Source organism: Metamycoplasma sualvi (assembly GCF_045276925.1).
Classification (GTDB): Bacteria; Bacillota_I; Bacilli_A; order Mycoplasmatales; family Metamycoplasmataceae; genus UBA710.
On sequence record NZ_CP174167.1, the window covers coordinates 471551 to 488120 of the forward strand.

The 16570-nt window shown below is 23.3% G+C and carries 10 protein-coding genes and 8 tRNA genes; 9 read left to right on the forward strand and 9 right to left on the reverse strand.

Features of this window, described 5'->3' with window-relative positions; genetic code table 4:
- The 4 genes from ACJA29_RS02300 to obgE are packed head-to-tail and all read left to right on the forward strand — an operon-like array spanning position 1 to position 4550.
- A complete protein-coding gene (locus ACJA29_RS02300; protein WP_406602302.1) occupies positions 1–882 on the forward strand; it encodes a nucleotide exchange factor GrpE in 882 nt (293 codons plus the stop codon).
- 29 nt (positions 883–911) lie between these two features.
- Complete coding sequence (locus tag ACJA29_RS02305) at positions 912–2138, forward strand: hypothetical protein (RefSeq protein ID WP_406602303.1); 1227 nt, start codon at positions 912–914, stop codon at positions 2136–2138.
- 1 nt (position 2139) lies between these two features.
- Positions 2140–3279 carry an ATP-binding cassette domain-containing protein gene (locus ACJA29_RS02310; RefSeq protein WP_406602304.1) on the forward strand — a complete coding sequence of 380 codons (1140 nt, stop codon included), beginning with the start codon at positions 2140–2142 and terminating at the stop codon, positions 3277–3279.
- 14 nt (positions 3280–3293) lie between these two features.
- Positions 3294–4550, forward strand: a complete 1257-nt coding sequence (gene obgE / locus ACJA29_RS02315; protein ID WP_406602305.1) for a GTPase ObgE — start codon at positions 3294–3296, stop codon at positions 4548–4550.
- 51 nt (positions 4551–4601) lie between these two features.
- On the opposite strand, the gene ACJA29_RS02320 is transcribed toward obgE, so the two are convergent.
- The 8 genes from ACJA29_RS02320 to ACJA29_RS02355 all read right to left on the reverse strand — a co-directional run bounded on the left by ACJA29_RS02320 (position 4602) and on the right by ACJA29_RS02355 (position 5432).
- Positions 4602–4677, reverse strand: a tRNA-Phe gene (locus tag ACJA29_RS02320).
- Positions 4678–4680: 3 nt separating this feature from the next.
- A tRNA-Asp gene (locus ACJA29_RS02325) sits at positions 4681–4757 on the reverse strand.
- 84 nt (positions 4758–4841) lie between these two features.
- Positions 4842–4917: transfer RNA gene (locus ACJA29_RS02330), tRNA-Met, on the reverse strand.
- A gap of 71 nt (positions 4918–4988) precedes the next feature.
- Positions 4989–5081 (reverse strand) — tRNA-Ser (locus tag ACJA29_RS02335).
- Positions 5082–5086: 5 nt separating this feature from the next.
- Positions 5087–5163 (reverse strand) — tRNA-Ile (locus tag ACJA29_RS02340).
- 28 nt (positions 5164–5191) lie between these two features.
- Positions 5192–5268 (reverse strand) — tRNA-Met (locus tag ACJA29_RS02345).
- A 1-nt stretch (position 5269) separates the two neighbouring features.
- Positions 5270–5346 (reverse strand) — tRNA-Ala (locus tag ACJA29_RS02350).
- A gap of 9 nt (positions 5347–5355) precedes the next feature.
- Positions 5356–5432, reverse strand: a tRNA-Pro gene (locus ACJA29_RS02355).
- Between the two features lie 154 nt (positions 5433–5586).
- Between ACJA29_RS02355 and ACJA29_RS02360 the strand changes: the two genes are divergently transcribed.
- A complete protein-coding gene (locus tag ACJA29_RS02360; RefSeq protein ID WP_406602306.1) occupies positions 5587–7647 on the forward strand; it encodes a hypothetical protein in 2061 nt (686 codons plus the stop codon).
- On the opposite strand, the gene ACJA29_RS02365 is transcribed toward ACJA29_RS02360, so the two are convergent.
- Positions 7644–7919: a hypothetical protein gene (locus ACJA29_RS02365; RefSeq protein WP_406602307.1), complete on the reverse strand. Its 276-nt coding sequence runs from the start codon at positions 7917–7919 to the stop codon at positions 7644–7646. The genes ACJA29_RS02360 and ACJA29_RS02365 overlap by 4 nt on opposite strands.
- A 102-nt stretch (positions 7920–8021) precedes the next feature.
- On the opposite strand from ACJA29_RS02365, the gene ACJA29_RS02370 reads away from it, so the two are divergent.
- Genes ACJA29_RS02370 through ACJA29_RS02385 form a run of 4 tightly spaced genes read left to right on the forward strand, consistent with a single transcriptional unit; the run spans position 8022 to position 16567 of the window.
- Complete coding sequence (locus tag ACJA29_RS02370; RefSeq protein ID WP_406602308.1) at positions 8022–11240, forward strand: AAA domain-containing protein; 3219 nt, start codon at positions 8022–8024, stop codon at positions 11238–11240.
- 23 nt (positions 11241–11263) lie between these two features.
- The gene (locus tag ACJA29_RS02375; protein ID WP_406602309.1) at positions 11264–13663 is read left to right on the forward strand and encodes a hypothetical protein; all 2400 of its coding nucleotides are present in this window, start codon (positions 11264–11266) and stop codon (positions 13661–13663) included.
- Positions 13653–14066, forward strand: a complete 414-nt coding sequence (locus ACJA29_RS02380) for a DUF3899 domain-containing protein (protein WP_406602310.1) — start codon at positions 13653–13655, stop codon at positions 14064–14066. The genes ACJA29_RS02375 and ACJA29_RS02380 overlap by 11 nt, the downstream gene beginning before the upstream one ends.
- Positions 14067–14086: 20 nt before the next feature.
- Complete coding sequence (locus ACJA29_RS02385; protein ID WP_406602311.1) at positions 14087–16567, forward strand: valine--tRNA ligase; 2481 nt, start codon at positions 14087–14089, stop codon at positions 16565–16567.
- Positions 16568–16570 lie beyond the last annotated feature (3 nt).

The following is a 16570-nucleotide window of genomic DNA, read 5'->3' on the forward strand; positions in this document are numbered from 1 at the left end:
ATGAATAATGTAGACAATAAATGAATTATAGAATTGAATGATATTTTAATTTTTAATTTAATCATTGAAAGAGTAGAAGATAGAAAAAAATTTAAAAAAGATAATATTACTATTACATTAGGAAAAGATGAAATTTTAGCTGATTTTGATCAAAAGTTAATTGGTATTGATTTATCAACTGATAAATTATTTAAGATTAGTGTTAATTTAGATACAAAAACAACTATTTTAGATCGTAATATTGAAAAAGGTGAATATGAATTAATTTTTGATGTTATAAAATTACAAAAAAATAGCACTAAAGAAATTCTAGAAACATCAACTAATGAAGAAGAAAGAACAGAAAAACAAGAAATTAAATCATTAAAAAAAGAAAATGAAAAATTATTAGACAAAATTACTAAATTAGAGCAAGAAAAAGAATTGCATATGATTACTTATAAAGCCAAAGCAGAAGAAATGGCTAAAAATGCTGCTGAAAAAGTGGAAAAATTAAAAAATGAAATTAAAGAAAAAGCAAAAGAAGATATTGAACATAAATCTAAATTTGCTACTCAAAAATTATTAGAAGAAATTTTAAATCCTATTAATAATTTATATCTTGCTGTTAGCTCTGGTTCTAATTCAGATAATCCTGCAATCAATGCATATGTTAAAGGTTTTCAAATGTTAGTAGATCAAATATTTTCTATATTAGAAAATAATGGAATTAATATTATTGAACCTAAAGTAAAAGATATATTTGATCCAGAATTGCATTTTGCTCAAGAAATTATAGAAGAAGCTGGATATCAAAAAGATGAAATTATAAAAGTTATTTCTCGTGGATATAAATTACATGAAAGAATTATTAAACCTGCAGTTGTAATAGTTGCAAAATAAATTAAAAATAGAAATGTTATAATTAAGCAATGAAAAAAATTTTTAACTATCAATCTTATAAATTAATGATGCAATATATAAGTAGAATTTTTTTTAAATCTGTTTCTACTTATGTTTGTTTTTTTTTCTTTTGTATTATTCTTTTAATTGTTTCTCTATTACCATCTTTCATTAAAGATTTCCAACAATCTAACATATTAGATTATATTTTTTATATTGAAATTTCTTTGTCTTGTATTGCAATAGGTGTGCAAACAATTGTAAAATCAGCTCAGATTTTTTTAGATTCTCGAAATGATGGAGATGAGATTATTATTATCACAAAACCAATTAATCGATTTGAAATTTGAGCAGCTAGAAGTACATTTCTATTAATATTTGGATTTGCTATTTCATTTATTAACACATTTTTAATTAATATTGGTTCATTTTTGATTACAAGAATTTTAACACCAAATAATTTCTTATTATTAACAGTAGGGGCTTTAGGAGCTCAATTTATTACATTCTTAATTGTTTCTTCCATGGTTTTGTTTTTAGGTTCTATTTTTGGAACAAAAATAGGAAGATCAATTCCTGCAACTGTTTTTGCTTGTTCATATGTAATTGCCAATTTTATTAATGTATCTACAAGTTATATCACTTCAACTCCAATTGATCAAATTAATAATACATTTAATAATGCTGTAACAAGCAATATTGATCAATTTCGAAGTTTAGGAGCTACTGATACTAGTCAATCAACAAATTATGCTAATATTTCATTCTTACCAAGTAACAATAAAAGTTTTGTTGCAGGACCTAGAAATAAATTGGTATTTCAAAATATTGTTTTTAAAGATAATGCAAATAAAGATATAGTAATTTCAATCAATGATCAAAATGCAAATTTCATTTTTGAGTTATTACATGAATCATTTATTAATAAAAATATTCAAGCAAACAATTTTTTATTAGCAATGGATTATATTAATCCAATGTCAGGTATTTTAAAAATAGCAAGAACTAATGTAGAACAAGACCATATTAATCATTCTTTTTATAATTTAAGTAGTTATTCAAATTACTACAATATTGCTTCAACATTTATTGATGGTACTTATTATAATTTTGATTCAGAAAATCAATCTTATTACACAACATATGATGAAGAAAAATTAGATGAACCTTGAATGTTGGCTATTAGTTGATCATCGATTGCTGTTTTAGTATTTGTATTTAGTTCATTAATCTACTATAGAAAGGAATTAAAATAATATGACAATATTAGATACAGCAATACTTAATTTAATGAAGGAATTAGAAAATAAAGAAATTTCTTGAGAAGAATATAAATTAAAATTAAAAAAAATTTTAGATTCTAAAAATAATAATTTGGCTGATGAAGAAATTAAAAAAGAAGAAAATATTAGTTCAAGCTTTATCTATGAAGATAATGTTAATTATGAAGATAATGCTAATTATGAAGATAAAGTTAATTATGAAGATAAAGTTAATGTAGAAACTGCTATAAATAATCAACCCAAAATTAAAAATATCTTATTGCATGATGAAGAAGTAATCGAAAAAGAAAATGAGATTATTAAAGAAGAAACTGTTGAACTTGGTATTATTGGACAAAAACCTGAAAACAAAACACCAACTATTCAAATTAAAAATTTAAATAAAAAATATAAACATAAGCATATTTTAAAAAATGTTTCTTTTAATGTTTATCCAGGTGAAATTCATCTTTTAACCGGCCCTTGTTCAAGTGGAAAAACAACTATTATTAAATCAATTGTTTGTGCTTTTCCCAAAGATCAAATTAAAGGTGAAATTTTAATTAATAATAGAAGAAACTATGAATTAAGTGCTAATAAAAAGATTGGCTTTGTTCCTGAAACTATGAATTATTCAAAAAAAATAAAATTAAAAGATTATATTGCCAATTTTGCTTTATTCACAACTTCTATTGAAAAATTAGACAATAGAATTAATAAAATTATTGGTAAGTTTACTTTAGAAAAAAACAAAAATGAAAAAATGTATTCCTTATCTTCTGGAGAAATAAAAAAAGCGTTTTTAGCTCAAGCTTTAATTGATAAACCTAATATATTAATATTAGATCAACCTGAAATTTACTTAGATTATAATGACCAACAAAAAATTTATGAATATTTAACTGAACTGAAAAATAAAGGAAAAACCATTTTAATTGTTTCTAATAACTTACATGAAATGAATAAATATGCAACTTATTGCACTATTTTAAATGAAGGCGAAGTAGTCTTTGATGGTCTATTAAATAAAGATATTTCAAGTTTAAAAGATATTTATAAAAAATATATTTATAAAGAAGATTTGCATTTAGATCAAACAAAAACAAATTTATTATTAGATAAAATACATTCATAAATTATAATAATCTTATGAAATTTATTGATCAAGTTAATATTGAAGTTATCGCTGGTAAGGGAGGAGATGGAATCATCTCTTTTCGTCATGAACATCGTGTAGAAAAGGGTGGACCTTTTGGTGGAGATGGTGGAGATGGTGGAAATATCTATTTCCAAGGTGATAGTGGAATGAATACTCTATTACCAATTCACATCATGAAACATATTAGAGGAAATGATGGACAAGATGGAATGACAAAAAATATGTATGGAGCTAAAGGAGAAGATGTTATCATCAAAGTCCCTTTAGGTACTTTAGTATATGAAAATAATAAAATTATTTGCGATATTGTTGATGATCAAAAATATTTAATTGCAAAAGGTGGTCGAGGAGGAAGAGGAAATAGTAAATTTAAATCTTCTTCTAATCCTGCTCCTAAAATTTGTGAAAATGGAACTTTAGGCGAGAGAAAAAAAGTTACTTTGGAATTAAAAGTTTTAGCAGACATAGGTTTAGTTGGTCTTCCATCTGCTGGTAAATCCACTATTTTGAAATTAATTTCAAATGCCAAACCAAAAATTGGCGACTATCCTTTTACTACTTTAGTTCCTCAATTAGGATTAGTTCAATATCAAGATCATTCATATGTAGTGGCAGATTTACCTGGTTTAATCAAAGGTTCTGCAATGGGAAAAGGTTTAGGTATTCAATTTCTAAAACATATTGAAAGATGTAAATTAATTGCTTTTGTGATAGATTTTGGTGATGCCAATAAAAATCCTATTAATGATTTTGAAACTCTAAAAAGAGAATTAGAGGAATTTAATAAAGAAATTATTCAAAGAGATTTTTTAATCATTGCTAATAAAAAAGATTTAGCTGATTTTGATTCTAATTATCAAGAATTTATTAAAAAATATCCTGAACTACCTATTATTAGCATTTCAGCACTTAATTTCGATGATTTAGATCAATTAAAAAAGAAAATGTTTATTTTATATCAAAATGCAAAAACAATAATACCTAGTGAAAAACCTATTGAAGAAATTTATATTAAATTAGAAGATGATTTTAAAGTTGAAAAATTATATGAAGGAATGTACGAAGTAACAGGTAAAAAAATTGAAGAAATCTATCAAAGAAATCCTTTAAATACTTATGACAATATCTTAAGATTTAATAAAAAAATAAAAGACATTGGATTATGAAAAGAATTAATCAATCAAGGAATTCAACAAGGAGACACTGTTAGAATTTTAGGATATCAATTTACTTGAGAAGAAGAATAAAAAAAATGATCATTTAAGATCATTTTAGGTAGGTCATTAATTAACATGAAATGGTGGCTCCGGCAGGAATCGAACCAGCGACACACAGAGCTTCAATCTGTTGCTCTACCGACTGAGCTACAGAGCCTTATGGCGGTCCAGACGGGGATCGAACCCGCGATCTCCTCCGTGACAGGGAGGCGTATTAAACCACTTTACCACTGGACCACTAATAATAATTGTATATTATATTTGTCTTGACAAGGAATCGAACCTTATTTTTTAAATACACCTATTTGCAATCAAGACATATGGTTGCGGAGGCAGGACTTGAACCTACGACCTTCGGATTATGAGCCCGACGAGCTACCAACTGCTCTACTCCGCGATGTGAAGATGTTAATTAACAATTAACATCTGTTTAGGTAAAAATCTATTTTTTTAAAATATCTTTTTAAATGGCGGGCAAAGAGGGATTTGAACCCCCGCGGGCCGTGAAGCCCCTGCTAGTTTTCAAGACTAGTCCCTTCAGCCAGACTTGGGTATTTGCCCTTATATGGTGGTCCCACCAGGACTTGAACCTGGAACCTACCGGTTATGAGCCGGGTGCTCTAACCAATTGAGCTATAGGACCATCAACTTTTTTTTGCAAATATTTGATATGGTAGCACCAAAGAGAGTCGAACTCTTGACCTTTCGGGTATGAACCGAACGCTCTAACCAACTGAGCTATAGTGCCATGGTGGAGAGGAAGGGAGTCGAACCCTCTACCTCCTGCGTGCAAGGCAGGCGCTCTAGCCAAGTGAGCTACCCCCCCAAAAATAAATGGTGAAGAAGACAGGATTTGAACCTGCGACCGCTTGGTCCCAAACCAAGTGCTCTACCAAGCTGAGCTACTTCTCCATAATAGTATTCTAATTTTAAAAATAATAATATGTTTTTAAATTATATAAAATTTTATATATGAATTTTATAAAAAAAATAACTTTTATCTTTCTTATATTTTTAAGTAAATTTGTATTAAAATAATAGGCAAAAAAATAAAAAAGGGTTTTATATGAATTTTAAAAAGAAATTAAGTGTATTATCAATTGCTTCAATTACTAGTATAGCACCTATAATGATTACTAGTTGTAATGAAAGAAATAGTTCTAATCTTGACTTTACAATCAATTTTACAAATGAATCAAGATTTAATTTAGGAGATCCTGAAAAATTTGTTAGTGATGTTACGATTGATGAAAGATGAATTAAAAATCAAGTAATTAGAAATAAAAATTTATTATTTAATATTGAAGGAAATATTGAAGAAGATATTTTTATAAATGCTTTAGTTGTTAATAACATCCAAAAAGATAGAATTAATCAAGAAATTAGATTTGAATTAAAATTTTTATTCAATAACATAGCATTGAATAAACAAATAACTTTTACTGGTTTTAAGAAAAATACTTATACTACTTATACTATTAATTTTAAAAGTGGCGATACCACTATTAATGGAGGAGATTTTTTTTCTAATTTATTACCAAGTGAAATGAAAACTTTAATTAATGATGAATATAATGCATACTATGTTTTAGAATTGGAAAAACTTATAAATGAAAATATTGAAAGTATCATTGAAGTAACTGGAGATGTAGATATCCATCATTTATTTGACTCAGGTTTTCTATATATTGATATGGTTTCCGAAATAAATGAAGAAGGAGGATGGTTAAAAATTCTTTTAACAATTTCACAACCTACAAGTAGCTCTACAGATAGCGAAATGATTAGTAAGGAAATTGTTGTAAATAATTTTTTAACTGCTAATCAATATATAACCAATAAAATAAATTATATTAACACTAACTCTAGTTCTTGTTATGTAGGATTTTATCCAAAAGATGTAATCAGTAAAGATCTTGTTAATGAAAAATTAAGATTATTATTTGATATTAATGATAATTTTAATTTAAATATTAATAATTATCAAATGAATGAAAGTAATAAAAGTTTTTCTTTTAGAATTACATTGACATTGCAATCTGTTGTTTCTATTACCCAAACTTCTCAAACTGTAAATATTCCATATTTAATCATAGATAATTTATTTGATGAAGTTTGCAAAGAAATAAAAGTAACTCCTTCTACAAACCCAAAATACAACTACAAAGAAATAACTGCAAAAGAATTTTATAATGCCTCAATTAATGATTCATTTTTTCCAAGAGATTATTTTGAATTCAATTTAGATCATATTTATAAAAAATTTGGAAGTTTTGCTGAATTAGCAGATTATTCTTTTGTAATAAAAGTTCAAAAAGGTTCTTTTGATTTTAAAAATCCAAGAACTTTAACAATATTAGGTTCAATTGTACAATATGGAACTGATAATTCCAGAGATATTACTCTTGTACTTAATGATTTTAAAGAAGATAATCCTTTAATAGGAGAATTAGATAAACAACCTAATGCTACTTTAACTACTCCTACTGGAGCGGCTTCTTATAAAGGAAAACTGGAAAAATTTCTACTTAGTGATATTAAATTAACATCTAGAAGTCAATATTCAACATATCTTAAAAATTTAACTTGAGATGTGTATAAACAAGATTTTATGTATTTAGCAAGATTTGAGTTATATCAAATGTTTAGTGATAATTTTTCTGAAATAAATTATTATGGAACTAATGAAAATAATGGAAAAAGTTTTACAGCTGTTGCAGAAGGAATAATAAAAGATAACAAAACTGAAAACAATTACTATTTTCAATCAGCAGAACCTTATACCGAAAAAAGAAGTGTGGCAGTAAATACTGGAGATAAAATTAAAATTGAAATAGCTTATACTGGAACAAATTACAAACCAACTTGTGATTTGCCAGATTATAATGAAAAACCTACAGATCCTAATTATATTTGATGATGAAATTTTAGTAATAATTGTAATAAAGATTTAAATGATCATACAGATCCTTTATATCAAGATTCATTATTCATTAATCAATATGTTAATCAAAATAGTTCTATTCATCTAAAAATAAGTAAAAATGATCAAGTAATTTATGAAGCAACCCCAAATAAATTTAAAATGTGAAGTTTTACTTTAAGAAAAAAATTCTCGAATAATTAAAAAATATTTAATATTTTTAATATTAGTAAAATAAACCCTGCAACAAAAACAAATGCACCCAATAATCATGATATACGAACAGCTCTACTTAAAGCTCAATTTTCTCTCAATTTTCTTTTTTTATAAATAACTTTTATAATGAAAATAATAAAAGGAAGAACAATAGATATTCCTAAAAGTCCAAAACCTAAAATAACAATAGGGTCTGAAAAATTGATGTTGTCTCAAAAATTTACAGGGGTAGCTTTAACTAAATCATAAAATGTATTCATACTATATATTATATCAATGATTAGCTATTATATTGTAATAGTGATTTTTATGAAAATTCGTTTTCAAAACAAAATGTATTTTATATTTATAATTATTAAGATATGGAAGAAGTAAACAAAAAATATAAAAAAATATTAAATGATTTATTGAATATTACAAAAAATGATTCATGTATTTTTTCTAATGTTAATAATAAAACCATTTTTGATGTTCAAAAAAAATTCAGCGATAGTTTGTTTAATAAAATTATTTCAGAAAAAGATTTCAATTTACCTTTAACACAAATTAATAATGAATATTTTATTAATCAAATATTAAAATGCAACTCAATTGAAGAATTAATATCTTTATATAAAGCATTTAATGAAGAAATTCCTGATGAGTTAAATAATTTATTAAAAAAAAATGATGTATCTATTGAAAAAGTTAAACATGAGTTAATAAAATCAATGGAAATTAACAGACAAAAATTTTCTTTTGAATGAAAATTAATTGTTAATAAAGCTAGAGCTTTAAATGAACAAAATAATTTATGACCTATTCATTTAGGATTTATATATATTACTTTGAGAATAGATAACAAAGTGATTCAAGCTCCAATGTTTTTTAAAGAGGTAAACATCAAAATAAATAACTCAATGGTATCTATTGTTTCAATAGGTGATATTAAAATTAATGAAAAATTAATATACTTTTTAGAATCTAATAATTTCTTGTTAAACGTTGATGCAGATTATTCAAAAATGTCAATAAAAGAATTATTTGAAGTTATTAAAAATTCTTGATCACAAAATTTTAAAATTCCAGAAACTTTAAAAGGATTTGTTCCTAATTTTAAAGAAAGTGAAATTAATAATAATACAGTTATGATTTGACCTGGTGTCTCTTTAGGTTTTTTTGAACCAACAGGGGGATATTTAAGAAAATTAATGTTAAAGATCTTAAATGAAGGTCATTTAGATGATATTCTTGAAGTAGAATTTGATAAAAATATTTATAAAAAAACAATAACAGATTCTATTTTTAAAAAAAACTTTGGATTTTATAAAATAGTTCATTCAAATTTATCTCAAGATAAAGCCATTGTGTCTGCATTAAATCAAAACACAATTATTTGAGGTCCTCCTGGAACTGGAAAATCTCAAACAATTACTAATATTTTGACAAATGTTTTAATGTTTAACAAAACAGCTTTAGTTGTTTCTCAAAAAAAAGCTGCTCTAGAAGTATTGAAAAATAGAATGGAATCATTGGAAATTTTTTGTCTATTCATTTTGAATGATCGAGAAATGAATAAAAAGAAATTTTATGAGCTAATAAAAAGTTATATTAGTTTTTTAGAAAACTTTGATTTAAATGCTGAAGAAAGAATGATCAAAATTATTTCCGATAAAGAAAAAGAATTAATGAAACTAACAAATTCTATTATGAAAAATGAATTAGCAGAAGAAAATATTGTTCTATTCTCTGAATTTGATCAATCAAATGGATATAACAAGGAATCACTAAATGACTTAATGATGCTAGATCATAATATTAAATTTAATATTGAAGAATTAAAAAACTTTAAAAACAAAAATAAAATGGTGAAATATGTTATCAAACATAATGACTTACAAAAAAACAAAAGTCAATATTCTTCAAAAAATATAAAACGACAAATTAATATTATTACAAATAATTTTATTGATAAATCTATTGATTTAGATCATTTCTTAACTAATAAAGATAAAATTAATCAAGAGTTATGAGCTAAATTAAATTTATTGAAAAATAATAATAATCGCAAAAATAAATCATGAATTAATGACCACAATAATTTAAAAATAGTAATTGCTAAAAAAATAATAGAAAAGATTAAAAATTTTGATTTATCTCTTAAAGCAAAATATAATGAATTTGCTTTAGATGTTAGAGCCGCTTCTCTAGATCCTGCTGTATTTATTAAAAAACATGCAGCTATTATTAAAATAATTTATCCAATTATTATTACAACTCCTGAAACAGATTTACAATCATGGACAAAAGGAGAATTCGATTATGCTTTATTAGATGAGTCTTCACAAATTTATTTAGAAAAAGGACTTCCTATTCTATATTTAGCTAAAATAAAAATATTAGCAGGAGACGATCAACAAATGCAACCTTCTAAATGATTTGCTAGCAAACTAGATAATGAAGAAAATCCTTTTGGTCAAATTGAATCTTTATTAGATTACGCTGTAGCAAAAGGTGTATATGCGTTATTGCTAGATAAAAATTATCGTTCTTCATTTGCATCATTAATGACATTTAATTCCCAAATTTTTTACAAAGGTGAATTAGATGTTGTTGATACTTGAAAAGAAAATAATGATTCTTTACCGATAGAAGTTATTAATGTTAATGGAGCATGAGAAAATTCTAAGAATGATCAAGAAATAGATGAAGTTATTAAACAAACTTTATTTAATATAAATAAATTCAAAAAAATTATTATTTTAGCTTTTAATGCTTCTCAACAACTTGCAATCGAAACCAAAATCATCGAATCACATCCAGAATTAGAACAAGCTATTAATACACAAAAAATATTAATTAGAAATATTGAAAACATTCAAGGAGATGAAGCTGATCTATTAATTGCTTCTATTGCTTATGATAAAAATACAAAATTACATGCTACTTATGTTGCAAAACCAGGTGGAAAAAATGCTTTAAATGTTGCAACTTCAAGAGCAAAAGATAAAATGATTGTAATTAAATCTATAAATAGTGAAGATATAATTAACAATAGTTCTGAAGATATATTAATTTTTAAAGAATGATTGAAATTCTTGGATATGAATGAAGAAGAAAGAAAAAATTATAAATATTATAAAAATGAACTTGCAGAAAATGAAGAAAATGAAAGATTGATCAATAAAACAAATGTAGGCATTAAAATTGATAATTTAACTAATATCCTAATCCAAACAATTCAAGCTGATTTAGAAAAAGATATTGTAGATTTTAATTCTAAATTTGATTTTGTAATTAATTATTCAATTGGAACATTACAAATTCCTGTAGCTATTATTAATAAATCTACAAAACAATTTGTTGTAGGTATATTCTTAGATACATATAAATATTGAAGATCATATGATGAATATGTTTTAGATAAAGATATTGAAAACTTTTTTATTATTAAAAAATATCCAATTCAAAGAATTAGTTTATTAAATTGAAATATTAAAAAAGAATTAATTTTCAAACGCATTTTAGATTATTTAGAAAAACATAAAACAGATATTTTAAGAAAAATTCCTGAAAAGATTAATATACCACAAAATATTTAAAATTTTTTTTATAATTTAGAAATATGAGTTTTAAAAAAAATGTTCTTGAAATAATAAATGTAACTTTAAATAAAAGCAAAAAAGAAGATTCTTTTTTGATATCAAACTTAAATTTCTCACTAATGGATTCTAAAACACATACTGTATATTTTAAAAATAGTGTAGAAAAAAGAGCATTTATTTCTCTGTTTACAAATGATAATATTTCTTATAGCGGTTTAATTAAAATTAATGGGAAAATTCATAATCCATTAAATTCTAGTTTGAGCGATAGTTTTTCTTTTCATGATTTAAATATTTTTAATAATGCCAATCCAAAAACTAGAGTAATTGAAATTATTGAAAAAGAAGTTTTAAAGAATCAATATGATATTATCACTAAAATAATTGAAACAAATAATAAATATGACAAAAATATTAAAATGTTAAAAATTTCTGGTTATAAAAGAATTGAATTGTCATATTATCGAGCAGTCAATATTCTTATTAAAAAAGCAATCAATCACATTGAAAAATTAACTAATCAGTTAAAATCTAGCCAAAGAAATATTGATGAATTAATCATCATATATGATGATTTTATTTTGTCTCATGTTAAATATTTAAAAAATAGAATTAATCTATTAATTGATAGAAATATAATGTTAATAGAACTTTACAAAAAGAAATTTACAGAAAAAATAGATGAAAAAAGAAATATAAGTATCCAAAAAAAAGCAAAACAATTAATTGAAAAAACTAATATTTTTGAAACTTATGATAAATCATTAGAAAAGATAAAAAAACAAACATCAAGTTTTGTTTTTAATGAAAAATTTGAAAATATTAAAAAGAATATTGCAAAAGCTTTTGCAAAAAATATTTTGGATTCAATAATATTTGAATTTGAATATAAATACAAATATTATTCAAATGAAATTAAAAAAATGGATAACAAAAAAAAGACATCAATAGATTTTTTAAATTTATTTTCTAAAAAAATACTTACATTTGAATTTTTAAAAATATTTAAAAAAAATATGATTGGTTTATCATCATTATCAAAAGAAAACATTGAATTATTTTACAGAGAATTTGAAAGAAAATATTTAGAATATGTTATGTTTTTAGAAAAAGAAAATATTTTTAATAATGAAGAAATCAAGAATGTTCGTAAATTAAAAAGAATGATTATTAACTATGTTAAAAAAGATGTTAAAAAAGAATTAAAATTAATAATGAATAAATATAATAATCTGTTGAATCAAAGTACTAATCAGGATAATACAGGCACTCATAATACTACTTATCAAAAGGGATATATTGACAAAAATGATCGAAATGAAATTAAATCTAACATTGAAAGCATAAAAATTGAGTATCAAGATTTATGAGATGAGATTGATTGAGAAAATAAATTAGCTTTCTACCAAATGAATGATAATTTAAATGTTATTAATCAATCAATAGAAGATGAGAAAAAAATATATGAAAATAGAAAAAAGTTTTACAACAAATTAATTTTTGATTTTATCGATTTTAAAAATGCAATTTCACAAAATATTTATTTTGAAACAAGTTCAAAACAAAGAAAATTTAAAGATCATAATTTTTTTAATGAAGCATCTAAATTTGAAACTATTTATAAATTTGTTGCTAATGATTCAAAAATATTAGAAAATCTATTTTTTAAAAATAAAACTAAAATATCTCGGTACACCCAAGATAATGAAATTATCGTAATTTCAAGATATTCTATTTTTAAATCTTCTAAAAATATAGATATTTCTATTTTTGATTATTTAAAACGTTCAGGAAAAATAGATAATATTTTAAAAAATGTTTTTTACTTAATAATTGGATTATTAGATGGAAAGAAAATAACTATTTATGAAAATTTATTTTCAAATTTGAACTATAATGATTCATTAGAATTTTTAAAAATTTATAATATCTTAACTATGAATTCAAATAAAAAATGAATTCTAATAGAATCCAATATCTTACATGCCAAGGATGCTGCAGATGAAATATCAATAATAGATAAATCTAAACAAATTGAATTTGGTAAAACAGCAAATATTTTTGAAAATCCTATTTATGATGTCTCTTTAGAAGCATTTGGATTAAAACCTACAGGCTTTAGACCTACACCTGATTCATTTAACAAATTTATTGATTATCATCACGGATATGATTATTATGAAATTAATGATAAGCATGTTATTTATGGAAATGTTAATCAAATATATGATTGGTCAAAGGTCATTCCTAATAAAACAGAAATGACTATTTCAACTGAAGAATTAAATAATTTAAAAAATAAAATTTCTTTTGATGAGATTTCTAATACAAAACAAAGAGATTATTCAATAGCTAATGAAAGTAATGATAATTCAACTATTTTTAATAGCCAGGAGTTCTTGATAATAGATGTGGAATAAAATTAAAAAATTTATTATAAAAAATAATAAATGCATAATTTATGCTTTTATTTTTTCGTTACTAGTAATTCCTTTTATTTTTATTTTTATATCATTAAATAAATCTTGAGCAGATGGGATGTCAGTTGCTGCTTTGATTTATATTTGTTTAGGATTTTTTATTATTATTCTAGATATTTCTAATTTTGATACTTTTAATAAATTAAAAAAACTATTTCAAATAAAAAAAGAAAATAATGAAAAATTAACAAAATATGAAAAAATGCAAATGAAAATTTTAAATATTGATGATGAAAAACAAAAAATAAGCAATAAGAAAATATCAAAATTTTTATCATGATATATTATTGCTTATGGAATTATTTTGTTAATCATTTCATTACCATTTATATTTTTAATATAATATAAAAAATAAGGTGAAAAATGGATATTAATTATAATCATAATATTGTTGAAAAAGATAAAAATAAAAAATGAATTGAAAAAAAGTATTTTATAAAAAACGATTTAAATAAAAAACCTTTTTCAATTATTTTGCCCCCTCCTAATGTTACAGGTAAATTACATTTAGGTCATGCTTGAGATAGTTATATTCAAGACACAATAATTAGATATAAAAAATTACAAAACTATGATGTATTATTTGTTCCAGGGACTGATCATGCCGGAATTGCAACTCAAGCAAAAGTAGAACAAAAATTAAGAGAAATGAATATTAATAAATATGAAATTGGTAGAGAAGCATTTATTAAATGAGCATATCAATGAAAAGATGAATATTCATCACACATCCATGAACAATGAAATAAATTAGGACTTGCTTTAAATTATGATTGTGAAAAATTTACTTTAGATCCAAATTCAAATGATGCAGTTAATAAAGTTTTTATAGAACTTTATAATAAAGGACTAATATATCGTGGAAAAAGAGCTATATGTTGAGATCCTATATTAGAAACAGCTGTTTCTAATATTGAAATTATCAATCAAAAAACTGACTCCAAAATGTATTACATAAAATATTTTTTAGAAGATAATTCTAAAGATTTTATTGTAATTGCAACAACAAGAATTGAAACATTATTTTCAGATGTAGCTATTGCAATCAATCCAAATGATCAAACCAAAAAACATTTATTAGGTAAATTTGTTATTAATCCAATTACTAATAAGAAATTACCCATTATTGCCGATGAACACATTGATATAGAATTTGGAACTGGATTTATGAAAGTTAGTGCTCATGCAATAGATGATATTGAAATTATTAACAAAAATAATTTAGAAATAATTGAATGCATTGATAAAAAAGGAATGATGAATGATAATGCATTATCTTTTAAGGGTTTATCTCGAGAAGAAGCTAGAGAAAAAGTTTTTGAATTCTTAAAGAATAACAATTTCATTGATAAAGTAGAAGATATTATCAATAATGTATCTTATTCTGAAAGAAGTAATGCAGTTATAGAAATTTTAGTAATGCCACAATGATTTGTGAAAATGGATAAATTTTCACAATTAGTTTTAGATAATTTAAAAACTAAAAATAAAGTTCAAATTTTCCCTAAACGTTTTGAAGAAGTGCTAAAAAAATGAATGAATGATGCTTATGATTGAACAATATCAAGACAATTATGATGAGGGCATCAAATTCCAGCTTGATATAAAGGTGATCAAATAAAAGTACAAATTGAATCTCCAGGAACTGGATGAACAAGAGATGAAGATGTATTAGATACTTGATTTTCATCAGGACTGGCTCCTTTATCTTTTTTAGATTGACCTAATGAAAGTGAAAAATTAAAAAGATATTTTCCTGTTTCATTAATGGTAACAGGATATGATATTATCTTCTTTTGAGTTGCTAGAATGTACTTTTTCAGTTTATATTTCCAAAATCAAATTCCATTTAAGAATTTATTAATTCATGGATTAATAAGAGATGAAAATGGAAGAAAAATGTCTAAATCTTTAGGGAATGGAATCGATCCAATGGAAGTAATTGATAATTATGGATCAGATTCTTTAAGATGATATTTATTAACAAATTCTTCTCCTGGTTTAGATATTAACTTTTCAATTGAAAAATTGAAAAGTGCTTGAAGTTTATGTAACAAAATTTGAAGTATTTCTCGATATATAAAACAAATGCCAACAAATTCTAATAAAAATCAAAGTATAGCAGATATATGAATTGTTAATTCTTTATTAAAATTAAAAAAATCTATAGATCAAAAAATAGATAAATATGAATTTACAATAATTGGTAAAGAAATCACAGATTTCATTTATAATGATTTTTCATCTTGATATATAGAATTTTCAAAAGTTAACAAAAATAAAGATGTTTGTTTAAAAGTATTAAAAAATTTATTAATTTTAATTCACCCATTTTTACCATTTTTAACAGATCATTTATATCTTGAAATTTTTAATGAAGAACTGCTAGAAAATGAATTTGATTTAAAATCAATAGGTCAAGAAAATAAAATACAAACTGTAATAGATACTGTTTCTTTAATAAGAGAAGCAAGAAATATTTACAACATATCAAATAAAGAGATTGTTAATTATCAAATAGTAAATATTAATGATAAAGAAATTATAGAATTAGTTAATAAAGTAGCAAATGCTAATTTTAAAGAAAATAAAGATGCACTATTTACTATTAACGATTTATTAGTAAATATCGAATTAAATGAAACAATAAAAATGCAAGAAAAAATTAAAACACAAGAATTATTGAAAAAAATAAATGCTGAAATTCAAAGAAGTGAAAATATTTTATCTAATGCTAATTTTTTAAACAAAGCTCCTAAAGAAAAAATTGAAGAAGAAAAAAATAAATATGAAAATTATAAAAAACAATTAATGGAAATAGAAAGAAAGTTAAAAAAACTATAATTT